At 71.9% G+C, this 24,772-nt stretch carries 27 protein-coding genes; 20 read left to right on the top strand and 7 right to left on the bottom strand.

Features of this window, described 5'->3' with window-relative positions:
• Positions 1–124: 124 nt before the first annotated feature.
• Together D3272_RS12675 and D3272_RS12670 are read right to left on the bottom strand one after the other, a co-directional pair.
• On the bottom strand, positions 125–805 hold the full coding sequence (locus D3272_RS12675) for a hypothetical protein (RefSeq protein WP_129219539.1): 681 nt from the start codon (positions 803–805) through the stop codon (positions 125–127).
• Positions 806–1,167: 362 nt separating this feature from the next.
• Positions 1,168–2,088, bottom strand: coding sequence for a polyphosphate kinase 2 family protein (locus D3272_RS12670; protein ID WP_129219538.1), 921 nt, complete (start codon positions 2,086–2,088; stop codon positions 1,168–1,170).
• Positions 2,089–2,322: 234 nt separating this feature from the next.
• On the opposite strand from D3272_RS12670, the gene D3272_RS12665 reads away from it, so the two are divergent.
• The 5 genes from D3272_RS12665 to D3272_RS12645 all read left to right on the top strand — a co-directional run bounded on the left by D3272_RS12665 (position 2,323) and on the right by D3272_RS12645 (position 7,752).
• Positions 2,323–3,675, top strand: coding sequence for a nucleotide sugar dehydrogenase (locus D3272_RS12665; RefSeq protein WP_129219537.1), 1,353 nt, complete (start codon positions 2,323–2,325; stop codon positions 3,673–3,675).
• A gap of 132 nt (positions 3,676–3,807) precedes the next feature.
• Positions 3,808–4,701: a glucose-1-phosphate thymidylyltransferase RfbA gene (gene rfbA, locus D3272_RS12660; RefSeq protein ID WP_129219536.1), complete on the top strand. Its 894-nt coding sequence runs from the start codon at positions 3,808–3,810 to the stop codon at positions 4,699–4,701.
• Positions 4,702–4,750: 49 nt separating this feature from the next.
• Positions 4,751–6,925, top strand: a complete 2,175-nt coding sequence (locus tag D3272_RS12655; RefSeq protein ID WP_129219535.1) for a glycosyltransferase family 2 protein — start codon at positions 4,751–4,753, stop codon at positions 6,923–6,925.
• A gap of 23 nt (positions 6,926–6,948) precedes the next feature.
• Positions 6,949–7,404 carry a gamma-glutamylcyclotransferase family protein gene (locus D3272_RS12650; protein WP_129219534.1) on the top strand — a complete coding sequence of 152 codons (456 nt, stop codon included), beginning with the start codon at positions 6,949–6,951 and terminating at the stop codon, positions 7,402–7,404.
• Between the two features lie 123 nt (positions 7,405–7,527).
• On the top strand, positions 7,528–7,752 hold the full coding sequence (locus D3272_RS12645; protein ID WP_129219533.1) for a hypothetical protein: 225 nt from the start codon (positions 7,528–7,530) through the stop codon (positions 7,750–7,752).
• 61 nt (positions 7,753–7,813) lie between these two features.
• Here the strand turns inward: D3272_RS12645 and gyrB are convergent, their stop codons facing one another.
• Together gyrB and D3272_RS12635 are read right to left on the bottom strand one after the other, a co-directional pair.
• Positions 7,814–10,279 carry a DNA topoisomerase (ATP-hydrolyzing) subunit B gene (gene gyrB / locus D3272_RS12640; protein WP_129219532.1) on the bottom strand — a complete coding sequence of 822 codons (2,466 nt, stop codon included), beginning with the start codon at positions 10,277–10,279 and terminating at the stop codon, positions 7,814–7,816.
• A gap of 175 nt (positions 10,280–10,454) precedes the next feature.
• Positions 10,455–11,192 carry a C13 family peptidase gene (locus D3272_RS12635; protein ID WP_245496526.1) on the bottom strand — a complete coding sequence of 246 codons (738 nt, stop codon included), beginning with the start codon at positions 11,190–11,192 and terminating at the stop codon, positions 10,455–10,457.
• A 290-nt stretch (positions 11,193–11,482) separates the two neighbouring features.
• On the opposite strand from D3272_RS12635, the gene D3272_RS12630 reads away from it, so the two are divergent.
• From D3272_RS12630 to D3272_RS12610, 5 genes are all read left to right on the top strand, one after another.
• Positions 11,483–11,839, top strand: a complete 357-nt coding sequence (locus D3272_RS12630) for an AtpZ/AtpI family protein (RefSeq protein ID WP_129219531.1) — start codon at positions 11,483–11,485, stop codon at positions 11,837–11,839.
• Positions 11,840–11,914: 75 nt separating this feature from the next.
• Positions 11,915–12,676 (top strand): F0F1 ATP synthase subunit A, encoded by a 762-nt coding sequence (locus tag D3272_RS12625; RefSeq protein WP_129219530.1) that lies wholly within the window; start codon positions 11,915–11,917, stop codon positions 12,674–12,676.
• 52 nt (positions 12,677–12,728) lie between these two features.
• Complete coding sequence (locus D3272_RS12620) at positions 12,729–12,992, top strand: F0F1 ATP synthase subunit C (RefSeq protein ID WP_129219529.1); 264 nt, start codon at positions 12,729–12,731, stop codon at positions 12,990–12,992.
• Between the two features lie 210 nt (positions 12,993–13,202).
• Entirely contained in the window at positions 13,203–13,745 is a 543-nt protein-coding gene (locus tag D3272_RS12615; protein WP_129219528.1) for a F0F1 ATP synthase subunit B family protein, read from the top strand.
• Positions 13,746–13,756: 11 nt separating this feature from the next.
• Positions 13,757–14,236: a F0F1 ATP synthase subunit B family protein gene (locus D3272_RS12610; protein WP_129219527.1), complete on the top strand. Its 480-nt coding sequence runs from the start codon at positions 13,757–13,759 to the stop codon at positions 14,234–14,236.
• Between the two features lie 214 nt (positions 14,237–14,450).
• On the opposite strand, the gene D3272_RS12605 is transcribed toward D3272_RS12610, so the two are convergent.
• Positions 14,451–14,729: a DUF6894 family protein gene (locus D3272_RS12605; protein WP_207210199.1), complete on the bottom strand. Its 279-nt coding sequence runs from the start codon at positions 14,727–14,729 to the stop codon at positions 14,451–14,453.
• A gap of 133 nt (positions 14,730–14,862) precedes the next feature.
• Positions 14,863–15,102, bottom strand: a complete 240-nt coding sequence (locus tag D3272_RS12600; protein WP_129219525.1) for a DUF6894 family protein — start codon at positions 15,100–15,102, stop codon at positions 14,863–14,865.
• A 264-nt stretch (positions 15,103–15,366) separates the two neighbouring features.
• On the opposite strand from D3272_RS12600, the gene D3272_RS12595 reads away from it, so the two are divergent.
• From D3272_RS12595 to D3272_RS12585, 3 genes are all read left to right on the top strand, one after another.
• Positions 15,367–16,140: an ATP-binding cassette domain-containing protein gene (locus D3272_RS12595; protein WP_129219524.1), complete on the top strand. Its 774-nt coding sequence runs from the start codon at positions 15,367–15,369 to the stop codon at positions 16,138–16,140.
• Positions 16,140–17,171, top strand: a complete 1,032-nt coding sequence (locus D3272_RS12590; protein ID WP_129219523.1) for an ABC transporter permease — start codon at positions 16,140–16,142, stop codon at positions 17,169–17,171. The genes D3272_RS12595 and D3272_RS12590 overlap by 1 nt, the downstream gene beginning before the upstream one ends.
• Positions 17,172–17,268: 97 nt before the next feature.
• Positions 17,269–18,204 (top strand): sugar-binding protein, encoded by a 936-nt coding sequence (locus D3272_RS12585; RefSeq protein WP_129219522.1) that lies wholly within the window; start codon positions 17,269–17,271, stop codon positions 18,202–18,204.
• Positions 18,205–18,256: 52 nt separating this feature from the next.
• Here the strand turns inward: D3272_RS12585 and D3272_RS12580 are convergent, their stop codons facing one another.
• A complete protein-coding gene (locus D3272_RS12580; RefSeq protein ID WP_129219521.1) occupies positions 18,257–18,931 on the bottom strand; it encodes a DoxX family protein in 675 nt (224 codons plus the stop codon).
• Between the two features lie 207 nt (positions 18,932–19,138).
• Between D3272_RS12580 and D3272_RS12575 the strand changes: the two genes are divergently transcribed.
• From D3272_RS12575 to D3272_RS12545, 7 genes are all read left to right on the top strand, one after another.
• A complete protein-coding gene (locus tag D3272_RS12575) occupies positions 19,139–20,239 on the top strand; it encodes a catalase family protein (RefSeq protein WP_129219520.1) in 1,101 nt (366 codons plus the stop codon).
• On the top strand, positions 20,236–20,904 hold the full coding sequence (gene maiA, locus D3272_RS12570) for a maleylacetoacetate isomerase (RefSeq protein ID WP_129219519.1): 669 nt from the start codon (positions 20,236–20,238) through the stop codon (positions 20,902–20,904). Before D3272_RS12575 ends, maiA begins: the two co-directional genes overlap by 4 nt.
• A gap of 218 nt (positions 20,905–21,122) precedes the next feature.
• On the top strand, positions 21,123–21,950 hold the full coding sequence (gene lgt / locus D3272_RS12565) for a prolipoprotein diacylglyceryl transferase (RefSeq protein ID WP_129219518.1): 828 nt from the start codon (positions 21,123–21,125) through the stop codon (positions 21,948–21,950).
• 18 nt (positions 21,951–21,968) lie between these two features.
• A complete protein-coding gene (locus tag D3272_RS12560; protein WP_129219517.1) occupies positions 21,969–23,060 on the top strand; it encodes a class I SAM-dependent methyltransferase in 1,092 nt (363 codons plus the stop codon).
• Complete coding sequence (locus D3272_RS12555; RefSeq protein ID WP_129219516.1) at positions 23,057–23,836, top strand: purine nucleoside phosphorylase YfiH/LACC1 family protein; 780 nt, start codon at positions 23,057–23,059, stop codon at positions 23,834–23,836. The genes D3272_RS12560 and D3272_RS12555 overlap by 4 nt, the downstream gene beginning before the upstream one ends.
• Positions 23,837–24,019: 183 nt before the next feature.
• Positions 24,020–24,232, top strand: coding sequence for a hypothetical protein (locus D3272_RS12550; RefSeq protein ID WP_129219515.1), 213 nt, complete (start codon positions 24,020–24,022; stop codon positions 24,230–24,232).
• Positions 24,233–24,311: 79 nt separating this feature from the next.
• A complete protein-coding gene (locus D3272_RS12545) occupies positions 24,312–24,746 on the top strand; it encodes a CBS domain-containing protein (RefSeq protein WP_207210198.1) in 435 nt (144 codons plus the stop codon).
• The last annotated feature ends 26 nt before the right edge of the window (positions 24,747–24,772 follow it).

The following is a 24,772-nucleotide window of genomic DNA, read 5'->3' as shown; positions in this document are numbered from 1 at the left end:
CCCATGGCGGCGGTCGCCCGGGTGCGCGGGCGCGGCGGCGCGCCTCGGATACGGGCGCGCCGGCGCGGAAGCAGAGACGTCGGGTCCGAGCCGCGATGGCGCTCCGAACGGTCCCGATGCCGTGCTAGCCACGGACACGGCGCCGGAGCAGCAGGGCTCCGGTGGCGATGGCGAGCAGCCAGGCGAAGGGGCCGCCGAGGTCCGGCAACGGGGCGCCGTGGTCGGACCCGACGGACGGGAAGCCGAAGCCGCCGAAGTCGTTCGCGCTCTGGTTCGTCGGCGTCGACACCACCAGGGTCGGGGTGGCGGCCGGCTGGGTGGTGGTGGCCGGTGAGCCCGTGGGGCCGGACGTCACGGTCGTGGCCGGGGTGACGCCGCCACGTCCGGATCCCCCGCCGCCACCTGCCCCGGTGTTGGGGCTCTGGTTGGTGGCGGGTCCGAGGACCAGGCCACCAGGGCCGGTCGTGCCGGCTGTGCCGGTCGTGTCGCCCGCCGTCGTGGCGGAGTCGGAGGCCGCCGTCCGGGACGTGCCGCCACCACCGCCGCCACCCCCACCGCCGCCCGCCGGGGCGACGAAGCTGACACCCGGATAGGCACTGGCGGCTTCGCCGCCCCCGCCCCCGCCGCCGCAGGACTGTTCGAGCTCGGCCCTGCGCGCCGGACGCCGGCCGTCACGGTCCGGCACATCGGCGCCGGACCGATCCGGACAGCCGGGAATCTGGATCGGGATATCGATGGCCCGGGCCGGCCCGGTAGCGAGGCTCGCGAACAGCAGGCCCGCACCGACGATCGAACTCCAACGCATCACCATCGCCCTCCCCCAAGGACCGAAACCGCGAGACCAGCATCACCTATCCGGTGGGCAACCCAATACACCGACCAGAACAGGGTTAACGTGCTGAATTTCCGAGTTCGTTAGCTTGTTGTCGGACCAGAAGGCGCAAAAATCCAGATGCGATGATTTTATTTCCGTCGTCAAATCTTGAAATCGTCCAACTCTCTTCTAGGGAGGACAGCAGGATCGACGGATTCCGGCCGCCACGGCACGGTCCCGGGGCGCTGCCGCCTCGAGCGGGGTCCGGTCGTCAGGGGCCAGCGCCGGGCGCAGCGGGGCGCTGGCGGTCCCGACCAGTCCGGCGCGGGTTCCGGGGGTCTCGGGCGGGGGCCTCAGCCCTCGTCGGCGAGCGCCGCGCGGGCGGCAGCGAAGCGCTCCTCCAGGGCGGGCGAGACCGCGGGCGGCTGGAGGTCGAGGTCGCGCAGGGCCTCGACCACCGCCGCCCCCACGATGAGCCGCATGAGCCACTTGTGGTCGGCCGGCACCACGTACCAGGGCGACGCCTCGGTGGCGGTCCCCGCGATGGCGGCCTCGTAGGCCGCCATGTAGTCGTCCCAGCGGGCCCGCTCCTTGAGGTCGTCGGGGCTGAACTTCCAATGCTTGTCGGGCTCGTCGAGCCGGTCGAGGAAGCGGCTCTTCTGTTCGTCCCGGCCGACGTTGAGGAAGAACTTCAGCACGCGGGTGCCCTGGCGGCCGAGGTGCCGCTCGAAGCCCGCGATGTCCTCGAGCCTGTTGTCCCAGAAGTGCTTGCCGCCGGCGAGGGCGGGCGGCAGGCGCTGCGCCGCCAGGATCTCGGGGTGGACCCGGGCCACCAGCACCTCTTCGTAGTGCGAACGGTTGAAGATGCCGATCATGCCGCGCGCCGGCAGCGCCCGGGTGATGCGCCACAGGAAATCGTGGGCGAGGTCCTCGGGCCCGGGCTGCTTGAACGACGTGACGCTGACGCCCTGCGGGTTCACCCCCGTCATCACGTGCTTGATGGTCGAGTCCTTGCCGGCCGCGTCCATGGCCTGGAACACCAGCAGCAGCGACCAGGTCGAATTGGCGTAGAGCGTTTCCTGCAGCTCGGACAGTTCCGCGATCCCGCGCTGCAGCAGCGCCTGTCCCGAAGCCTTGTCGAGCAGGTCCGGCACGGGATTGCCGGTGGGGTGGCGGTCCAGGCGGAAGCCCTTGCCCGAGGTGACGCGGCAGCTGTCGACGAGGGCGCGGATCTCCTTGCGGCTGGGGCTCTTCTCGTCGGGATCATGGGCCATCGGACGGGTGCTCTGGGTCGAGGTCGCGTCGGGCGAGCATGTCACGCCCCCGCGACGGGCGCCACCGCCGCCCCGCCCCGCCGCCCCGCCCCGCCGCTCGGTCCCCGGCCCGGCGGGCCTTCCGGCGCGGCGCCCGTGCCCCTATAGGCTGTCGTCCAGGCGCCGCCGGGCGCTCCCGATGGCGCCGCCGGGCGCTTCGAATGGCGCCGCCGGGCGCTCCCGAAGGACGATGCCGTGCCGGACCAGCCCACACCCTCGACCCTCGCCACGACCCTGCTGGAGCGCATCGCGGCCGGCTCCGCGCTCGTGGGCATCGTGGGCCTCGGCTATGTCGGCCTGCCGCTGGCGCTGGCCGCCGCCCGCGCCGGCCTGCCGGTGCTGGGCTTCGACATCGACGCCGCCCGCGTGGCGCAGTTCAACGCCGGCACGAGCTTCATCAGCCACATCCCGACCGAGGCGCTGCATGCCGCCGCCCGCGCCGGGCGCTTCGAGGCGACGGCGGATTTCGCCCGGCTCGACGAGCCCGACGCCATCCTCATCTGCGTGCCGACGCCGCTGACGCGCCAGCGCGAGCCCGACATGACCTTCATCGAGCGCACCGCCCGGGCCATCGCGCCGCGGCTGCGCCGGGGCCAGCTCGTGGCGCTCGAATCCACGACCTGGCCCGGCACGACCGACGAGGTGATGCGCCCCATCCTGGAAGCCGGCGGGCTGCGGAGCGGCGCCGACTTCTTCCTCGCCTACTCGCCCGAACGCGAAGACCCCGGCAACGGCGCCTACGACACCGCCACGATCCCCAAGGTGGTGGGGGGCGACGGCGCCGACGCGCTGCGCGTGGCGGAAGCGCTCTATGCCAGGCTGGTGGTCCGCACCGTGCCGGTCTCCTCGACCCGCACCGCCGAGGCGGTGAAGCTCACCGAGAACATCTTCCGCTCGGTCAACATCGCGCTCGTGAACGAGCTGAAGCTCATCTACGACGCCATGGGCATCGACGTCTGGGAGGTGATCGAGGCCGCCAAGACCAAGCCCTTCGGCTTCATGCCCTTCTATCCCGGCCCCGGCCTCGGCGGCCATTGCGTGCCGATCGACCCCTTCTACCTCACCTGGAAGGCCCGGGAATTCGACCGGCCGACGCGCTTCGTCGAACTCGCCGGCGAGATCAACACCGCCATGCCGGCCCATGTCGTCGACCGGCTCGCCCTGGCGCTCGACCGGCAGCGCGGGCGCGGCCTCAACGGCGCCCGCATCCTCCTGATCGGCGTCGCCTACAAGAAGAACATCGAGGACACCCGCGAGAGCCCCTCGCTGCGCCTGATGGACCTCATCGAGGCGCGGGGGGCCGCCTGCGACTTCCACGACCCCTTCGTGCCCGCCATCCCCCCGACGCGCGAACACGCGGCCCTCGCCGGGCGCCCGAGCCGGCCGCTCGACCCCGCCGCCCTCGCAGCCTACGACGCCGTGCTGATCGCGACCGACCACGACGGCATCGACTACCCGGCGCTGGCAGGGGCCGCGCGCCTCGTCGTCGACACCCGCAACGCGATGGCCCGCGCCGGCCTCTCGGGCGACCACATCGTCAAGGCGTGAGCCGAACCCGCGGCATTTGGATCCGCCCCGATCCTCCGCTAAGGTCGTCCCCGGGTCGGCGCGGCCCTTCGGCGACGTCGTGGCGGCACCGAGCGGCGCGTGGGATGGCCGGGACGGAACGGACGAGGCGACATGCGCGGTATCATCCTGGCGGGCGGAAGCGGCACGCGGCTCCATCCGATGACGCACGTGCTGTCGAAGCAGTTGCTGCCGATCTACGACAAGCCGATGATCTTCTACCCGCTGGCGACGCTGATGCTGGCCGGCATCAAGGAGATCCTGCTCATCTCCACCCCGCGGGACCTGCCGCTGTTCCGCGACCTGCTGGGCGACGGCGCGCAATGGGGCCTGTCGCTGTCCTATGCCGAGCAGCCCTCGCCCGACGGGCTCGCCCAGGCCTTCATCATCGGGGCGGACTTCGTCGGCGACCAGCCCTGCTCGCTGATCCTCGGCGACAACGTGTTCTACGGCCACGGCCTGCCCGAGATGATGCAGGCCCCGGCGCAACGCACCCAGGGCGCCACGGTCTTCGCCTACCACGTCACCGACCCCGAGCGTTACGGCGTGGTGGATTTCGACGAGCGCGGCATCGCCGTCTCGATCGAGGAGAAGCCGGCCAACCCCAAGACCAACTGGGCCGTCACGGGCCTCTACTTCTATGACGCCGAGGTCGTCGGCATCGCCCGCAGCCTCAAGCCCTCGCCCCGCGGCGAACTCGAGATCACCGACCTCAACCGGATCTACCTCGAGCGCGGCGCGCTGCGCGTCGAGCGGATGGGGCGCGGCTTCGCCTGGCTCGACACGGGCACGCCCGACAGCCTGCTCGAAGCCGGCGAGTTCGTGCGCGTCTTCGAGAAGCGCCAGGGCTTCCGCATCGCCTGCCCGGAAGAGATCGCCCTCAGCCAGGGCTGGATCGACGAGGTCCAGTTCGTCCGCCAGGCCGAGAAGCTCCGCAAGAGCACCTACGGGCAATACCTGTTCAAGGTGCTGGCCGAGCGCGCGCCCGGCGAAAGCCCTCGCGCCTGAGCGGCGCCGCGCCGCCGCGCCCCGTGCCCTCGCGCGAAAGGCATCCGGCTTGAGCGACGCATCAGATCCGGGACGGGACGCGCCGGGCCGCGCCGGGCCCATGGGCTGGCGCGTCGAGGTGCCGACGCGTCCCGAGCCGGGGCGCGAGCCCGTGACGCTCCGCCACCCCGAGCCCGCGCTTCGGCTGGTGCGGGACTTCGCCCCGCCCTGCCCCGTCGGCTGGTATGCCCTGACGCTGGCCTATGACGGGCCGGGCGTGGCCGACGGACGCCTCGTCTTCACCTTCGCCGACGGTACCGTCCTGCCCCAGCACCTCGCCAAGACCGGGCGCAACGCCTTCTTCGGCATGGTGCGCCCGACGCGCCCGCTGGCCAGCGTCGCCGTGCAGGTGTCGGGCTCGGCGGACCTCGCGACGCCGCGCCTGCTCGCCTTCCGCCCCGTGCCGGCCTGGGAACAGCGGCGCGCGCTGGTGCGCCGCGCCGTCTCGGTGCTGCGCGGCGACCCGCGCTCCTTCCCATGGCGGCTGGCGCGCTTCGCCGTGCAGATGAGCCGGCAGGGCCGCACCGCCATCCCGATCGCCACGCAGGCCATGGCACCGGCCGCCGCCTACGCGCTGTGGCGCGAGCGATTCGACGAACGGCCCGAAGCCGAGGCCGCCTTCCACCGCGGCCGGCTCGACGGGCTGGCCCGCCGCCCGCGCTTCACCGTGCTGGCCGGCCCCGACCTCGACGGCCCGGCCCTGGCCGCCCTGCGGGCCAGCCTCGTGGCGCAGCACGACCCCGACTGGGAGCTGCTGGTGCCCGGCACGCCCGCCCCCGGGGACGACCGCGAGCGCCCCTACGACCCCGCCGACCCCGACGCCGCCCTGGCGACGGCGCGGGGCACCCACATGCTGCTGCCGCGGCCCGGAACGCGGCTGCGCCCCCATGCCCTCACGGTGCTGGCCCTGACGCTGGAGCGGGTGCCGGGGGCCAGGCTCGTCTATGCCGACGAGGACCATGCCGACGCCGCCGGCACCCGCACCGACCCGACCTTCAAGCCCGCCTGGTCGCCGGCGCGGCTGCTCAGCGCCAATTACATCGGCGACCCCTGCGCCATCGCCATCGAGACGCTGCGCGGCATCGGCCTGTCGGCCGAGGAGGACGGCGCCGCCGATTTCGGCGTCGCGGCCTGGCGCCACGACCTCATGCTGCGGCTCGGGGAATGGCTGGAGCCGCGCGACGTGGTGCATGTCGCCCAGGTGCTCAGCCACGGCGCCGGTCCCGCGGCGGCGGCGGCGGCCGAGGAGCGCAAGGCCGCGATCCGCCGGGCGCTGGCCCGCCGCGGCGCCGAAGCGCGCGTCATGTCGGACCCGCGCTCGCCCGATCCCCGCGTGCTCTTCACCCCGGAGGAGAAGCCGCTCGTCACGCTGGTCATCCCGACGCGCGACCGCGCCGACCTCCTCGGCACCGCCGTCTCGACGCTGCTGGGCAAGACCGCCTACCGGCGCTTCGAGATCGTCGTGGTCGACAACGGCTCGGTCGAGGACGATACGTTCAAGCTCTTCGACAGCTGGGTGGGGGACGGGCGCATCCGCGTGCTGCGCGACGACGGCCCCTTCAACTACGCCCGCCTCAACAACGTCGCGGCCGCCACCGCCAGGGGGACGCTGCTCGGGCTCGTCAACAACGACATCGAGGTGACGGACGCGCATTGGCTCGAGGAGATGGTGGGCTGGGCCGTGCAGCCGGGCGTCGGCTGCGTCGGCGCCAAGCTCTGGTATCCGGACGGGCGCCTGCAGCACGGGGGGGTGGTGGTGGGCGTGGCGGGTGCCGCCGGCCACCGCCACAAGCGCGCGGCGCGGGGGGACCGCGGCGGGCGGGACGACCTCGTCACCGTCAACGAGGTGTCGGCCGTCACGGCCGCCTGCCTCGTGGTGCGCAAGGCCGTCTACGACGAGGTCGGCGGGCTCGACGCGGAGCGCTTCGCCGTCGGCTACAACGACGTCGACTTCTGCCTCAAGGTGGCGGCTGCCGGCTACCGCAACCTTTGGACCCCCTTCGCCGAACTCACCCACCACGAGAGCGTCAGCCGCGGCCGGGACCTCAGCCCGCGCACGGCCGAGCGCTTCAACCGCGAGGTCGCGGCCCTGAAGGAGCGGTGGGGCGAGCGGCTGCTCGACGACCCCTACGGGTCGCCGAACCTCACGATGGAGGCGGAGGACGGCACGATCCGGGTGCAGTGACGGACCGCCTCGGGAGCCCGCCCATGCTCTACTTCGCCTACGGTTCGAACATGAACCGGGCCGACATGCGGGCCCGCTGCCCGGCGGCCGTGCCGCTCGGGCCCGCCCACCTGCCGGACCATGCCCTGGTGTTTCGCGCCTGGGCCGACGTCGTCCCCCGGGCCGGCAGCCGCGTCGCGGGCGGCCTGTGGCGGATCACGCCGGCCTGCGCGGCGGCGCTCGACCTCTACGAGGACGTCGCTGATGGCCTCTACCGCCGGCTGCTGCTGCCCGTCCTGGCGGCGGAGGGCGACGCGCCCGGGCAAGCCCCCGTCCATCGGCAAGCCCTCGTCTACCGGATGGCCGGGACGCACGAGGCCCCGCCCGATCCCGGCTACCTCGCCACGATCGTGGCGGGCTGCCGCGACTTCGGCATCGACGCCGAACCCGTGCTGGCGGCAGCGGCCCGGGCCGCATCAGGGCGCGACGGGCCAACGTGAGCCGCCGCCATGGGTCGTGGCCCACTGGAACGATCGGCGATCGCCTCATGATGCTCGGCGTCAGGCTTCCCGGGGGCGGGCAACGGATCGGGAACCCGTCCAGCTCGGACCGGTTGACCTGACATGCAGACCGACGACCAGGACAACCGGCCCCCGGCCGCCGCGGCTCCAGAAGCTGCGGCCGACGAGCCCCCGTCCGGCGAGGCTGCGCCCGACGGCACCGCGCTCCCCGGCGTGTCGCTGATGATCACCCGGCGCCAGAAGGCGGCGTTGCGCGACCTCGGCGTCTCCGAGGAGGAGATCCGCCACATGACGCCGGCCGAAGCCCACGCGCGCCTCGGGCTGTGAGCGTCCTGCAGCCTGGGCCGCCGCGGCGCTCGGCGACCCGTCCCAACGGGCGACCGCCCCGTCACACGTCGAGGTTGGCCACCGAGAGGGCGTTCTCCTGGATGAACTCGCGGCGGGGCTCCACCACGTCGCCCATGAGCTTGACGAACATGTCGTCGGCCTCGTCGACCTCCTTGATCCTCACCTGCAACAGCGAGCGGGCGTTGCGGTCGAGCGTGGTTTCCCAGAGCTGCTCGGGGTTCATCTCGCCAAGACCCTTGTAGCGCTGGATCTGGGTGATGCCCTTGGCCCCCGCCGCCGTCACGGCGTCGACGAGGTTCGTCGGCCCCGCCACTGCGGCGGTGTCACCGCCGCGCACGAAGGCCGCGGGCCGGTCGTAGATCTCGCCGAGCGAGGGCCCGATCTCGTCGAGGCGCCGCGCCTCGGCCGAGGCCAGCAGCCCGCCGTCCAGCGCCGCCACTTCCTTCACGCCCCGCACCATGCGGGAGAACACGAAGCCGTCGTTGTCGATGGCGCCTTCCCAGCCGCGCTCGGTCTCCTCGGCCAGGGCGTTGAGGCGGCGCGCGATGTCCTCGGCGAGGAGCGAGGCCTGCTCGTCGCCCAGCACCGAGAGCGGCTTCAGCGCGCCCGCGATGGCGGCCTGCTCGACCACGCCGCGGTTGTAGCGGCTGTGGAGCTTGGCGAGCACGGCGCGGACGAGGCGCGCCTGCTCCACCGCGGTGCGCAGGTCGCCCCGCGCCCGCTCCTCGCCCGAGCCGAGGCGCAGCACCGCACCTTCGAGCCCCTGGTCGGTCAGGTAGTCCTCCTTGGCCCGCTCGTCCTTGAGGTATTGCTCGGACTTGCCGCGCTTCACCTTGTAGAGCGGCGGCTGCGCGATGAAGATGTGGCCGCGGTCGATCAGCTCGGGCATCTGGCGATAGAAGAACGTCAGCAGCAGCGTGCGGATATGCGAGCCGTCGACGTCGGCGTCCGTCATGATGATGATCTTGTGGTAGCGCAGCTTGTCGGCGTTGAAACCGCCGACCGGGTCCTTGCCGATGCCGGTGCCGAGCGCCGTGATCAGCGTGCCGACCTCCTGCGAGGACAGCATCTTCTCCATGCGGGCGCGCTCGACGTTGAGGATCTTGCCCCGGAGCGGCAGCACGGCCTGGAACTCGCGGTTGCGGCCCTGCTTGGCGGAGCCGCCGGCCGAGTCGCCCTCGACGAGGAAGATCTCGGCCAGGGCCGGGTCGCGCTCCTGGCAGTCGGCGAGCTTGCCGGGCAGGTTGGCGACGTCGAGCACGCCCTTGCGGCGCGTCAGTTCGCGGGCCTTGCGGGCCGCCTCGCGGGCCGCCGCCGCTTCCGCCACCTTGCCGGCGATGGTCTTGGCATCGGCCGGGTGTTCCTCGAACCAGCGCCCCAGCGTCTCGTTGACGATGCTCTCGACGACGGGACGCACCTCGGAGGAGACGAGCTTGTCCTTGGTCTGGGACGAGAACTTCGGATCCGGCACCTTGACGGACAAGACGCAGGTCAGGCCTTCGCGGCAATCGTCGCCCGTGACGTCGACCTTCTCCTTCTTGGAAATGCCGGAGCGCTCCGCATAGCCCGTCACCTGGCGGGTCAGGGCGCCGCGGAAGCCGGCGAGATGCGTGCCGCCGTCGCGCTGCGGGATGTTGTTGGTGAAGGGCAGCACCGTCTCGTGGTAGGTGTCGTTCCACCAGAGCGCGACCTCGACGGTCATGCCGTCCTTCTCGCCCTTCATCAGGATGGGCTTGGTGATGAGCGACGCCTTGGCCCGGTCGAGATAGCGCACGAAGGCTTCGAGCCCGCCCTCGTAGAAGAGTTCCTCGCGCCTCACCTCGGCGCGGCGCGCGTCCGTGAGGACGATGCGCACGCCCGAATTCAGGAAGGCGAGCTCGCGCAGGCGGTGCTCCACCGTGCCGTAGTCGAACTCCACCATGGTGAAGGTTTCGGACGAGGGCCAGAAGGTCACGGCGGTGCCGCGCTTCTCCCGGCCGTCCTCGTCGGTGCCGGCCGGCCCGACGGCGCGCAGCGGATAGACCGAATCGCCGTGGGCGAACTCGATCTCGTGCTCCTGGCCGTCGCGCCAGATGCGCAGCATGAGCTTGGTCGACAGGGCGTTGACGACGGACACGCCGACGCCGTGCAGCCCGCCCGAAACCTTGTAGGAATTCTGGTCGAACTTACCGCCGGCGTGGAGCTGGGTCATGATGACCTCGGCCGCCGAGATCCCCTCCTCGGTGTGGATGCCGGTCGGGATGCCGCGGCCGTTGTCCGTCACCGAAACCGAACCGTCCGGGTTCAGCGTCACGGTGACGAGCGTGGCATGGCCGGCCAGCGCCTCGTCGATGGCGTTGTCCACCACCTCGTAGATCATGTGGTGGAGGCCGGAGCCGTCGTCCGTGTCGCCGATATACATGCCGGGGCGCTTGCGCACCGCGTCGAGGCCGCGCAGCACCTTGATCGAATCGGCGCCATAGGCGTTCGGCTCGGGCGCGGGGGACGGGACGGGCGATTGGGACATCGATCTCGACTTTCTCCGACCGGGCGCGTCCGGGCCGGACATGCCGGCCTGGACCGCGTGCGGGACGCCGCGGCGCGGCGTCGGGGACCTGTCTTTATATAGTGGTGCCGGGGCGCCGATGAAAGGCAAACCGGCCCGAGCCGCCTTCGCCCCGGGCGTCCTTCGCCGCGCCGCGCTAGCGCGCCGCCGCGCCGTCGAGCAGCGGCAGCACCGCCGCGCCTCCGGCCATCTGCGGGTTCGAGGGGTCGAAGCCCTGCGCGGCCTCGCGGCGCGCCACGATGGCCCGGGCTTCCGCGAAGGCGGAGGCGAGCGAGCCGCCGTGGCGGAGCGCCTGGTTGAAGAGCGCGTCGCCGAAGTAGGTCCAATGCGCCTCGGGCTGGCAGCCGAACGAGGGGTGGGTGCTGTCGGCGGCCGTCACCACCAGCGTGTCGGGCCCGGCCAGGGCCGTGTAGGTGCCGGCGAAGCAGGCCGACACGATGAGCGCCTTGTGGCGCACGGGGCTGGCGGCGAGCAGGCGCCCGAGCTGGCCGGGCGGCACCAGCTCCACGGCGCCGCCGCCCTTGTCGGCGATGCCGTCGGGCGAGCCGTGCGAGGTGAGCAGCAGGATCAGCACGTCGCGCTCGGGGTCGAGGCCCCGCGCCCCGAGCCGCAGGGCCGCCGCGATGCCCTCGGGCCCGTTGACCATGGCGGCCCGCGTGTTGGACCGCACCACCACGGGGCCGCCGTGGCCGTAGCGCCGCGCCAGCACCCGGGCGGCCCCCTCGGCCTCCGAGCGGAACACCGGGTCGCTCCACAGCGCCAGCGCCACCACGGCCGACCGCGCCCGAGGAGCGGCGGCGGCGGCCGGCGCCGAGGCCGCGAACAGGCCCGCGAGCAGGGCCGCCGCGGCGAGGCGGATCCGTGTCTGGGCCATGGCGGCATCTCCCTGGCGGCCCGGCGGATCTGCCGCGACCGACGGCCGTGACCCTATCACGAGCGCCGGGCGGGACGTCACGCCCGGCGGGGTCGCACCCGCCCGGCACCGGGTCCAAAAACCCTGCCGTTCCGGCCCGTGCCGTTCTTGACACCACATCGGTGCTGGTTTCTATGAACCCGCCCAGCGTGAATGGGGCACGCCCGTGCCCTTTTCGCGATGAAACATGTCCCGATGCCGTCCGGCGAAGGGCGAATCACCGGGCCACCGCGACGGGGGAGCGACACGAGATGGCGGATCCCCAGGGCGGTGGCGCGGACGACGACGCGGCCATGCGGGCGCGGCTGAAGGACCTGTCGGGCGCGCTCGACGGCCACCGCAAGGGGGCCGAAACGCGGCAGCCGACCGGCGGATTCTCGTCCCCCAACGGCATGGGCCAGGCGATGAGCCTGGGTTTCCGCGTCATGTCGGAATTCGTCGCCGCGGTCGTCGTGGGCGGCTTCATCGGCTGGGCGATCGACCGGTGGCTGGGCACCTCGCCCGGCGCCCTGATCGTGTTCCTGGCCCTCGGCACGGCCGCGGGGTTCTGGAACGTCTACCGCATCGCCATGCAGCCCGGCGGACCGGGCGGCACGACGAAGCGCTGAAGCATCCGCGGCCGGCCGGCCGTTCGTTCACAGGCGAACGCCCCGCGAGGGGCGCCAGCGGGAAGAGGTTTGGACGTGGCTGAAAAAGCAATCGACCCGATCGAACAGTTCAACGTTTCGCCGCTGTTCTCGCCGGCCCACACCCACACGACCGCCTTCTCGTTCACCAACGCGTCGCTGCTGATGTTCATCATCCTCGGCCTCGTGTCGCTGCTGATGATCTACGGCACGTCGCGGCGCTCGCTGGTGCCGGGTCGCCTGCAGGCGGCCGCCGAGATGAGCTACGAGTTCGTGGCCGACACCGTGCGGGGCACGGCCGGCAACGACGGCATGCGCTTCTTCCCCTTCGTGTTCAGCCTCTTCATGTTCGTGCTGTTCGCGAACCTGCTCGGCCTGCTGCCCTTCTCCTACACGGTGACGAGCCAGATCATCGTCACCTTCGCGCTGGCCGCCCTGGTGATGGGCGTCGTCATCGTCTACGGGCTGGTGCGCCACGGCACGCATTTCCTCGGCCTCTTCGCCCCCTCGGGCGTGGCGCCGGCGATCCTGCCCTTCATCGTCCTGATCGAGATCATCTCGTTCCTGTCGCGGCCCATCTCGCTCAGCGTCCGGCTTTTCGCCAACATGCTGGCCGGCCACATCACCCTCAAGGTGTTCGGCGGCTTCATCGTGCTGCTGCTCGGCTCCGGCACCGCCGCGGCCCTGATCGCCCCCCTCCCCTTCATCGGCATCATCCTGCTGACCGCCTTCGAGCTGCTCGTAGCCGCCCTGCAGGCTTACGTGTTCGCCATCCTGACTTGCGTCTACCTCAACGACGCAATCCATCCGGGCCACTGATAATTACCCAACAACAAACGTCGCCCGACCTTCCCTAGAAAGAGAGCTCATCATGGATCCCACCCAGGCCCAGCACCTCGCCGACGCCTACGTCAGCGCCGCCAAGTTCATCGGCGCCGGCCTTGCCGCCATCGGCATGGGCGCCGCCGCCATCGGCGTCGGCACGATCTTCGGCAACTTCCTGTCGGGCGCGCTGCGCAACCCGTCGGCGGCCGACGGCCAGTTCGGCCGGGCCTTCATCGGCGCGGCGCTCGCCGAAGGTCTCGGCATCTTCGCCTTCCTGGTGGCGATCCTGCTGCTCTTCGTGGTTCGCTGAGCCCGGGCACGAAGGCCCGTTTCCCCGGAAACGACGGGAACCGTCCCGACGCTTCCGGAAGGCATTCAGGCCCGAGTCCGCCGCACACAGCTTTGAGCGCTTCCCGCCGCGGGGTCCTGCCCCGCGGCGACCCTGCTCGGCCCCCGGGCCGAGACGAGACGCCGGCTCGGAGCCGGCCTTGCCCTCCGATGCCCTGATCCCGGAACCGATATGGCCGTCGCAGAACAGACCCTCGCCAACGCCTCCGACCTGGATACGGGGTCGGCCGCCTTCCCGCCCTTCGAAAGCTCGACCTACCTGTCGCAGATCGTGTGGCTGGTCATCGTCTTCGGCCTGCTCTACTGGCTGATGTCGCGGATCGCGCTGCCGCGCGTCGGCGCCATCCTGGAGAACCGCCGCAGCCGCATCGAGGGCGACCTCGCCGACGCGGCGCGCATGCAGGAGCAGGCCACGGCCGCCAGCGCCGCCTACGATTCCAAGCTCGCCGAAGCCAAGACCCGCGCCCAGGCCCTCGCCCAGAAGACGCACGAAGAACTGCTCGCCGCCGACGAGGCCCGGCGCCACACGCTCGAGGGCGAGCTGAACGGCAAGATGGCCGCCGCCGAACGCCAGATCGCCGAGACCAAGACCCGCGCCATGGGCAATGTCGAGGGCATCGCGCGCGACGCCGCCGCCGCCATCGTCCAGCACCTGACCGGCAAGGCCGCGGACCCCCAGGCGGTCGACGCCGCGCTTTCCTCCACCGCCCGCTGAGGAGCATCCCCATGGACGCAGAATTTTGGGTCGCCCTCGGCTTCGTGGTCTTCGTGATCGGCCTCGGCTACCTCGGGGTGCACGGCAAGATCGGCAACGCGCTCGACGACCGCGCCCGCAAGGTCGCCGACGAGCTCGCCCAGGCCAAGCGCCTGCATGACGAGGCCGCCGCCGTGCTCGACAGCTTCAAGCGCAGGGCCGCCGCCGCCGAGGCCGAGGCCGCCGCCATCGTGGCCCAGGCCCGCAAGGAGGCCGAGCTGATGAGCCAGGAGGCCCAGGTCCGCCTCACCGATTACGTGGCGCGCCGCACCAAGCAGGCCGAAGCCAAGATCGCCATGGCGGAAACGCAGGCGACCGCCGACGTCCGGGCCGCCGCCGCCGATGCCGCCGTGCGGGCCGCCGAGACGGTGCTGCGCCGCGACCCCCAGGGCACCGGTGTCGCCGCCCTGGCGAGCCGCGAGATCGACCGGCTGCGCACGCAGTTCCACTGAGAGTTCGATCCCGTCACAGACTCCGATGCCGCCGCCGCGCATGCCGGCGGAGCATCGAACCCCATCCAGGGCGCCGGCGGGCCACGTCGGCGCCCTGTCGCGTTCGGCGCCGGCGGGCGCGGGGCCGTGGCGAGCGTCCGGGACAGCTGGCGCGAGGGCATGACCGGCGTGGTGGAGCGTCCGATGCGTCCCGGCGCCGCCACGGGACCGCCCCTCATCCCGGCCCGTCGCTCGCGCTCGCCGGCCCGTCTCCGGCCTCGCCGCCGGGGTGCCAGATCCCGTTGAACGTCAGCGTGGCCCGGTAGCACCGCATCCCGTCGGCACGCCGGACCTCGCAGACGAAGCTGTGGGTGTCGCCATCGGGGAGTTCGTCGCGGGCCAGATCCGGCAACAGCGCCACCGCCTGGTCCCGGGCCTCCGCGAGGCCGCTGCATTCGACCCCGTGGTCGTCGGTCGATAACCGGCCGTTGTCATACACGTCGAAGAAGAACAATGGCATGGCGGTACCCTCCCGGTGAGGCCCGAGGCGTAACGCGGAGCGTAGAGAACGGTTTTCCGCGCCCGAACCGCACGGGGCCACGCCCGATGCAGAGGCGCCGACAGCCGGGCGCCGAGGCGCTTCGACGTCAGGCGCCGAGGCGCTCCAGGGTCAGCGTCATGGTGCCGGCATAGACCAGGGCACCGTTGACGTCCCTGACCGTCGTCCGCACGGAACGCCGGCCACCGGCGTCGACGACGCCATGCGCCAGGTCCCGCAACAGGCTGGCGGCCTCGGCCTGGACCTCGTCGAGGTCGGCGAGTTCGAGCCCGTCCCGGTCACGGAAGACCCGTTCCCCGTCGTCCGTGTCGAAAAAGAACTGTGGCATGTCCAGCCTCCCGCTTGCCTGCATCGCGGAGCGTGATCGTCGAAAACCTAAGAGAGCGTCGGCGTGGCGAACAACAACATGTGCCACCTTGCTGTCCGAAGCATCCGCTTCGGCGGGGCGAGGGCCGATGCCGCCGCGCCCCGCCTCGGCCGACGCGGCCCGCCGCGAGCGCACGGGATTTGTCCGACATACGCGTTTGACGTTGCGGCTTCGTAAATCCGCACTATCCTGCCGGCAACGAAGAACGATCGGGGAGGCGCCGGGATGAGCGCGGCGGATGCGGCACGGGCGGAATCGGCCCCGGTGCTGGAGTTGCGGGGTATCGGCAAGGAGTTCGGTGCCATCCGGGCCCTCTCCGACGTCGATATGAGCATCGCGCCGGGCGAAGTCGTCGGCCTGATGGGCGACAACGGGGCTGGAAAGTCCACACTCGTCAAGATCATGGCGGGGAACTTCCACCCCACCCACGGCACCATCACGCTCGACGGCCGGGAGCACCGGTTCGACAGGCCGCTCGACGCGCGCGCCGCCGGCATCGAGGTCGTCTACCAGGACCTGGCGCTCGCCGACAACGTCAGCGCCGCCGCCAACGTGTTCCTCGGGCGGGAGCTGACGCGCCGCGTCGGCCCCTTCCGCTTCCTCGATCACCGCGCCATGAACGCCCGGGCGTTGGAGCTCTTCGGCGAGCTCAAGAGCGAGACGCGGCCGCGCGACCTCGTGCGCTCCATGTCGGGCGGCCAGCGCCAAGCCGTCGCCATCGCGCGCACGCGGCTCGCCAAGGCCAAGCTGATCCTGATGGACGAGCCCACGGCCGCCATCTCGGTGCGGCAGGTGGCGGAGGTGCTCGACCTCATCCGCCGGCTGCGCGACAGCGGCGTCGCCGTCATCCTCATCTCCCACCGCATGCCCGACGTGTTCAGCGTCTGCGACCGGGTCGTGGTGCTGCGCCGCGGCACCAAATGCGCCGACAAGCGCGTCGACCGGTCCAGCCCCGAAGAGGTCACGGCCCTGATCACCGGCGCCAAGGAGTTCGCCTGATGACCGACGCGGCTCCCGGCATCGTATTCACCAACGTCGGGCGGAACCGGTGGTACCGCTCCGGCGCTCTGGCGTCGCAGACCGCCTATGTGGCGATCGCCCTCGTCGTCATCACGGCGCTGGTGGCGGTCTTCGCCAACCACTTCCTCACGCCCAACAACCTCCTCAACACGTCGAAGAACTTCTCCTACATCGCCATCGTGGCCCTCGGCTCGACGCTGGTCATCATCACGGGCGGCATCGACCTGTCGGTCGGCTCCGTCATGGCCCTCACCGCCGTCGTGACCGCCATCCTGATGAAGGCGCTGTCCGGCACCGTGCTGGCCTCGGTGCCGTTCGGCGTCATGGGGGCCGCCGTGGTGCTGGGGCTGGGCTTGGCCGCCCTGGTGGGCTTCGTCAACGGCGTGATGATCGCGGTGGTGCGGCTGTCCCCCTTCGTGGTGACGCTCGGCACGCTGTCGATCTGCCGCGGCATCACCTACGTCATCACGCAGGGGCGCGGGCAGGCCCCGAACGGCCCGGGCGTCGACACCTTCTACGCGCTGACGGACGGGCGCATCCTCGGCCTGCCGGTGCCGCTCGTCTACCTCCTGGCCCTCGCCGTCGTGATGGGGGTGGCGCTGCGCCAGACCCGCTGGGGCCGGCACGTCTTCGTGCTCGGCGGCAACGAGCGCGCCGCCAAGCTGACCGGCGTCGCCGTCGCCAGGGTCAAGGTGTCGGTCTACATGCTGTGCTCGATGGCGGCGGGCCTCGCCGGCATCCTGGTGCTGGGCTGGCTCGGCTCGGCGCCCGCCAACCTCGCGGTCGGCTACGAGCTCAAGATCATCGCGGCCTCGGTCATCGGCGGGGCGGACCTCGCGGGCGGCATCGGCGGGCCGGCCGGCGCCGTCATCGGCGCCGCGCTCATCGAGGTGATCCGCAACGGCCTCGCGCTGTTCGGCGCCGACACCTATTGGGAGCAGGTCTTCGTCGGCTCCATCATCATCCTGGCGGTGCTGGTCGACCGCATCCGCACGCGCCAGCCCGACTGACGCCCGGCGTCCCCGCGCCGACGCGGCCGGGGACCCATCACGAGATCCGGCGCCGGGCGGAAGACCGGGCGCGGTTGCACCGAGAGGAAGACGTCCCATGAAATCCGTCCTGCTGGCCGCCGTGGCCATGACCGCCCTCACCGCCTTCGCGCATGCCGCGGATGCGACGAGCTTCGCGCTGATCCCCAAGGGGATGGACAACCCCTATTTCGACCTGTCGCGCGACGGCTGCATGGCCGAAGCCAAGAAGATCGGCGTCACCTGCATCTACAAGGGCCCGGCCACCCACGAGCCCGCCACCGAAGTCCAGATCATGCAGGACTTCATCACCCAGGGGGTCGCCGGCATCGCGGTCTCGGTGGCCGACGCCGATTCCGTGACGGGCGTCATCAAGCAGGCGCGCGACGCCGGCATCCCGGTCATCACCTTCGACGCCGATGCGCCGAATTCGAAGCGCCAGGCCTATGTCGGCACCGACAACAAGGAGATGGGCCGCGAACTCGCCCGCCAGCTCATCAAGGTGCATCCCCAGCCCTCGACCTTCGCCACCCAGTCGGGCGGCCCCGCGGCCGAGAACCTCAACGAGCGCCTCGCCGGCCTCTATGAAGTGCTGAAGGCCGCGGGCTGGACGGAGGTGAAGGGCTCGCCCGCCTTCTGCAACGACGACGCCGCCCTGGCGGCCCAGCAGCTCACCGATTTCGCCACCGCCAACCCCGACATCGGCGCCATCATCCCGGTCGGCGGCTGGGCGCTCTTCGCTCCCAAGGCCTACAAGGGCTACGTCGACGCCAACATGGACAAGGTGAAGGCCGGCAAGTTCCCGCTGGTCATGCCCGACACGCTCCCCGTCGAGCTGCAGCTCCTCAAGGACGGCTACGCCCAGGTGCTGGTCGGCCAGCGGCCCTTCGAGATGGGCGAGAAGGCCATGGACATCCTCATGAAGCTGAAGAAGGGCGAGACCGTGCAGCCCGTCAACATCGCGGGGCTCGACGTCGTCACCAAGGACAATGTCGACAAGTTCCTGAAGCCGTGACGGCGTCGGCCCGGCCCGGCTCCGCGCCGGGGCGGGCCGGGCCGCGCGTCGCTCAGGTCAGGCCGCGGAGCAGCAGCCCGGCCGGGCGGCGGTCGCGCACCGAGGGGACCGCGCGGCGGATCCAGGCATCGGCGCCGAGCGCCCGCCCCGCCGCCAGCACGGCAAGCGTGCCGCAAAGCAGCGCCATCAGGGCGAAGCCCCAAGGGGATGCGGCGGACGACGCGGCGGTTTCGCCCGCCGGCGCGCCGTAGAGCCCCAGCCACAGCGCCGCCGCCATGGCGAAGCCCACGAGGGCGGCGACGCGCACCAGCAGCCCCAGGATCAGGGCTGCGGCGACGCCGAAGGCGGCGAGGAAGGCCAAGGGGTCGAAGACGCCGAAATGCGGCAGCAGCGCGTCGGTGGCGAAGCGCGCCACCTGCGGCAGCGCCGCACGGTCGGGCACCGCGGCCGTCCAGGCATGGAGGCCGTTGTCGGTGCCGAAGGGCAGCGTCCACAGCATGGCCTTGAACCACAGGCAGCCGACGGCGACCCGCACCAGCCAGAGCCACAGCAGGCCGCCGCTGCGCTGGCCCCTGTCGTCGCGGAGGTTGACGACGAGCAGCGTCAGGCTGGCGACGACGAGGGCGTAGAACACGACCAGCACCACGTAGCGGGCGGCGCCGAGCGCCTCGTAGTCGGCGGCGGCGCCGGTGAGAAAGGCGACGAGGTCGTTCAAGGGGGTCGGCATGGGGCTCCTCGGCTGCGCATCCCCGCCGCGGCGGCCCGCGCCCGGGCTCGGGACGCTCCGGCGCGGCCACGCGACGCGACCGGAGGCTTAAAGCAGTATCGGATCGGTTGGAATCGTCTCGTGGCGCGAAGCGCGTCCGGCGCGGAACCGTTGATGCCCCATCGCGGTTCGCCACCGACACGACACATCCAGCGGTGGTGAAGCCCCATGCCCGCGACAGCCCCGCCCGATCCCCTCCGCTACAGCCCCGACCTCGAACGGCCCGAGCCCGACGAGGCGGAGGTCACGCGCCAGATCATCGACGAGATGGGCAAGATCGCCGGGACGGTCTTCAAGGACTCCGGCCATGCCGAGCGCGGCGTGCACGCCAAGAGCCACGGGCTCCTAGAGGGCGAGCTGCGCGTGCTCGACGGGCTGCCGCCCGCCCTGGCCCAGGGCCTGTTCGCCCGTGGCGGCACCTATCCCGTCATCCTGCGCCTGTCGACCAACCCCGGCGACGTGCTCGACGACACCGTCTCGACACCCCGGGGCCTGGCGCTGAAGGTCATCGGGGTGCCGGGGGAGCGGCTTCCGGACGCGCCGGGCGAGAACCAGGACTTCGTGATGGCCAATGCACCGGCCTTCGCGGCCGCGACGCCCAAGGCCTTCCTGAAGAGCCTCAAGCTGCTCGCCTCCACCACCGACACGCCGCAGGTGCTGAAGAAGGCGATCTCGGCCGTGATGCGGGGCGCCGAAGCCGTGCTGGAAACGGTGGGCGGCCACAGCGCGACGCTGCTCTCGCTCGGCGGCCAGCCCCGGACCAACATCCTGGGCGAAACCTTCTACAGCCAGGTGCCGCTGCGCTTCGGCGACCACGTCGCCAAGGTCCAGGTCCGCCCGGCTTCGCCGAACCTGCGGGACCTCAGCGGCGCGCCGCTCGACCATGCGGGAAACCCGAACGCGTTGCGCGATGCGGTGTCGGAGTTCTTCGCCGGCCAGGCAGCCGAATGGGACCTCTGCGTCCAGCTCGCCACGTCGTCCGACACGATGCCGATCGAGGACGCCTCGGCGGTGTGGCCGGAGGGTGAAAGCCCCTACGTGCCGGTGGCGCGCATCACGATGCCGCCGCAGGACAGCTGGACCGAGGGGAAACACGGCCGGATCGACGACCGCATGAGCTTCAGCCCCTGGCACGGCCTCGCCGCGCACCGGCCGCTCGGCGCCGTGATGCGGGTGCGCAAGGCCGTCTACGCGGCGTCTTCGGGGTTCCGCGCCGCCGCCAACCGTGTCACCATCGCCGAACCCGACCGCGACGGAGCCGCCCCATGACCGACGCGTCCCAGCCGCTCGAATTCTACGGTTATTGGCGCTCCAATGCCATGTACCGGCTGCGCGTGGCCCTGAACCTCAAGGGCGTGCCGTACCGCGAGATCCCGGTGGACCTCGACGCGGGGGAGCAGCACGCGCCCGATTTCGTGGCCCGCAACCCGATGGCGGCGGTGCCGGCGCTGATCGACGGCGACCTGCCGCCGCTCACCCAGTCGCTGGCGCTGCTCGAATACCTCGAGGAGCGCTATCCCGAGCCGCCGATCCTCCCCGCCGATGCCCGCGGCCGGGCCCGGGTGCGGGCCCTCGCCGCCACCGTGGCGGCCGACACCCATCCGCTGCTGGTGCCCCGCGTGCGCCACTACCTGACCGAACGGGGCGGTTTTGACGCCGACGCCTTCCGGGCCTGGGTGACGCATTGGGTGGGCCAGGGCCTCGTGGGGCTCGAAGCCAACCTCGCCCATTCGCCCGAGACCGGCCGTTTCTGCCACGGCGACCGCATCACCATGGCGGACATCTGCGTGTCGGGCCTCGCCCTGATCGGGCGGGTGTTCAAGCTCGACCTGCCGGAAACGCCGGTGCTGTCGGGCATCGTGCAGCGCTGCCTCGCCGAGGAGGCCTTCGCCAGGGCCGAGCCGTCGCGCCAGCCGGATGCGCCGAAGGGTTAGGGGCGAGGGGATCATGACGGGCTGAACCGCCGCAAAGGATCGGTGCACGAACGATGCGTGGGGCTTCCCACCCTCATCCGACGCCGCTGCGCGGCGCCACCTTCTCCCGCCAGCGGGAGAAGCCCGCTCCCGACGGTGCCACGTCGACCCGAGTTCGGGACCTTGCGATGGTCCGGGCGCCGTCTTGACGGCGTCGCACCCCACGGGCATGTCGCGCCATGCTCTTCGTCATCCCCTATCCGGTCATCGACCCCGTCCTGGTCGACATCGGCCCCTTCCCGATCCGCTGGTATGCCCTCGCCTATGTGGCGGGCATCGTGCTCGGCTGGTTCTACATGAAGCGGCTCTGCGCGGCCGACCGGCTGTGGGGCGCGGTGCGCCACCCGACGCCGGTCTCGGTCGACGACCTCGTCGTCTATGTGGCGCTCGGCATCGTGCTGGGCGGGCGGCTCGGCTACGTGCTGTTCTACAACTTCTCCTATTACGTGTCGCATCCGCTCGAGATCGTCGCGGCCTGGAACGGCGGCATGGCCTTCCACGGCGGGCTCATCGGCACGGCCATCGGCATGTGGATCTTCGCGCGGCGGGCCGGCGTGGGCTTCCTGTCGGTGGCGGACGGCGTCGCCGCCGTGGTGCCGATCGGCCTGTTCCTCGGCCGCATCGCCAACTTCATCAAGCCGGAGCTCTGGGGGCGCGAGACCGACGTGCCCTGGGCCATGGTGTTTCCCGGCGCCGGGCCCGACCCGCGCCACCCGAGCCAGCTCTACGAGGCGGGGCTCGAAGGCATCGGGCTCTTCGTCCTGCTGGCGGTGGCGATCCGCCTCGGCGCGCTGAAGCGCCCCGGGCTGTCCACGGGGCTGTTCACGGCCGGCTATGCCCTGGCCCGCATCGTGTCGGAGTTCTTCCGCCAGCCCGATGCCCAGCTCGGCTTCCTGTTCGGCGGCGCCACCATGGGGATGCTGCTGTCGCTGCCGCTGCTGGCGATCGGCCTCGGCCTCGTCGCCTATGCGCTGCGGGGGCGCCGGCGCCCCGCCGCGCTGGCGTGACGGCGTGAGCACGCCCCGATGAGCCGCCTCGCCGACGAGATCCGCGCGCTCGTGATCGACGGCGGGCCCATCGGGGTGGACCGGTTCATGGCCCTGGCACTCGGCCACCCGACGCTCGGCTATTACGTCACGCGCGACCCCTTCGGCGCCGCGGGGGACTTCACCACCGCGCCCGAAACCAGCCAGATGTTCGGCGAGCTGATCGGCGCCTGGGCGGCGGCGGTCTGGGACGCCCTGGGGCGACCGGCGGCGGTGCGCCTCGTCGAACTCGGCCCCGGCCGCGGCACGCTGCTCGCCGACGCCCTGCGGGTGGCGAAGCGCATCCCCGGGCTCGCGGCGGCGCTCGACCTCCACCTCGTCGAGACCAGCCCGGTGCTGCGGGACGCGCAGCGCGCCACGCTGGCCGACTGCGGCGTCCCGGTCGCCTGGCACGCCGACCTCGCCGCCGTGCCGCCCGGCCCCGCCATCGTGGTCGCCAACGAGTTCTTCGACGCCCTGCCGGTGCGCCACTACATCCGCGCGCCGACCGGCTGGCACCAGCGCCTCGTCGGGCTGCAGGGCGACACGCTCGCCTTCGGCCTCGCGCCCGACCCCGAGCCCGCCATCACGCTCGAAGCCCCCGACGGCGCCGTGCTGGAGGTCGGGCTCGTGGCCCAGGGCATCGCCAGGGGCCTGGCGGCGCGGCTGGTGCGCGACGGCGGTGCCGCCCTGGTGATCGACTACGGCTACGCGAAGCCCGCCTTCGCCGAAACGCTGCAGGCCGTGAAGCGCCACGCCTTCGCCGACCCCCTCGCCGAACCCGGCGAGGCGGACCTGTCCGCCCAGGTGGATTTCGGCGGTCTGCGCCGGGCCGCCGAGGGCGCGGGCGCCGCCGTCCACGGCCCCGTGCCGCAGGGCACCTTCCTGCGTGCGCTCGGCATCGCGGAACGCGCCGAAGCGCTGACGGCCCGCGCCACGCCCGACCAGGCGGCGAGCGTCGCGGCAGCGCTGGAGCGGCTGACGGGGGCCGGCACGCCCGAGCGCCGCGGCATGGGCGAGATCTTCAAGGCGCTCGCCATCACGGCCCCGTCCCTTCCGGTGCCGCCCGGCTTCGAGGAGATCCCGTCATGACGCTCGCCCCCATCACGGCCGCGGCGCTCGACGACCCGCGCATCGCCCACGGCTTCTTCACCCGGGAGGGCGGCGTCTCGGCCGGGCCCTACGCCTCGCTCAACGGCGGCATCGGCTCGCGCGACGAGCGCGGCAACGTCGCGGAGAACCGGCGCCGCATGGCCGAAACCCTCGGCGTGGCGCCGGACCGCCTCGTGCTCCCCTACCTCGTCCATTCGCCCGACGCCGTCGTGGTCTCGGCCCCCTTCACGGATGCCGACCGGCCGCCCTGCGACGGTGTCGCCACCCGCGTCCCCGGGCTGGCCCTCGGCGTCACGGGGGCGGATTGCGGGATCGTGCTGTTGGCCGATGCCGAGGCCGGCGTCGTCGGCGCCTGCCATGCGGGCTGGAAGGGCTCCGTCTACGGCGTGCTGGACGCCACCGTCGCCGCCATGCTGTCGCTCGGCGCCACGGCGGGCGGCATCGCGGCCGTGCTGGGGCCGACCATCGCGTGCGAGTCCTATGAGGTCGGGCCCGAGTTCCGCGACCGCGTGGTGGCGCGGGATGGGGCCGACGCCGTCTTCTTCGTCCCCTCGGCCCGTGCGGGTCACCACCATTTCGACCTGCCGGGCCTCATCGTGCGGCGGCTGCGCGACACGGGGATCGGCCGCGTCGTCGACCTCGCGCTCGACACCTATGCCGACGAGGCGCGCTTCTTCTCCTACCGCCGCGCCACCCATCGCGGCGAGGCCGATTACGGCCGCCTCGTCGGCGCCATCGCGCTGCGGGAGCGGTGAGCGCAGCGCTCCGATACCCACGCGATTAGGAACGCATTCAAGTCGAACAGCGCCGCTTTGTCGAAATGGAATAAGTCCAGACTTTACATCCCCCTGCCACATCGGCCCGCGATCCACCGCTGTTCTTTCGCTGCGGCCCCGACGCGCGTTGACAGGGGCCGAAGGTTACAGTTCATCCGGGCGATGCTGTACGAGATCACGATCTGGAGACGGACGGCGGGCGGAGCACAGCTCGCCGCGACGCATCACGAACTGGGGCACCTCAGCACCGTGAAGGACGTCGCCAAACGCATGCTGCGGGACTTCCCCGGGGCGGGCCCGGCCCACCACGTCAAGATCAGCGAGGCCCACAACGGGCGCGAGGTCTTCGTCTGGAAGCTCGACGGCAAGAGCTGAGCGGCAAGAGCCGAAAAGCGAGAGCTGAATCGTCGCCTCGCGCGTTGGGAGCCCTGTGGCCCCGGAGGAGGATGCGCGCGTGAAGGTTGCGGAGGTGATGAGCACAGCGGTGGAATTCACCGCCGGGGACGTGCCGGTGAAGGAGGCCGCCGAACTGATGGGCGAGCTCGATGTCGGCGCCCTGCCGATCGGCACCGCCACAGCGCTCGAGGGCATCGTGACGGATCGCGACCTGCTGTTCCGCGTCGTCGCGGCGGGACTCGACCCGAAGGGGACGCTGGTGCGCGACGTGGCGTCCCGCGCCGTGATCGCCTGCCGCGAGGCGGACGACCTGCAGGTCGCCATGGACCTGATGGCCGCCAACCACATCCGCCGCTTGCCGGTGATGGACGACCATGGCGCGGTCTGCGGTTGGGTCACGCTCGCCGACATCTCCCGAAAGCTGTTGGTCGAGAGCCGGGACCTCCAGGGCGCCTTGAGCCGCATCACCGAGGCCGGGCGGGCGCCGGACTGAGACTCGATGACCGAATGCCCGTCCGT

The organism is Lichenibacterium ramalinae (assembly GCF_004137085.1).
Taxonomy (GTDB): Bacteria; Pseudomonadota; Alphaproteobacteria; order Rhizobiales; family Beijerinckiaceae; genus Lichenihabitans; species Lichenihabitans ramalinae.
Note: the sequence above shows the minus strand (reverse complement) of the source record. Positions and strands in the feature narration are given on the sequence as shown.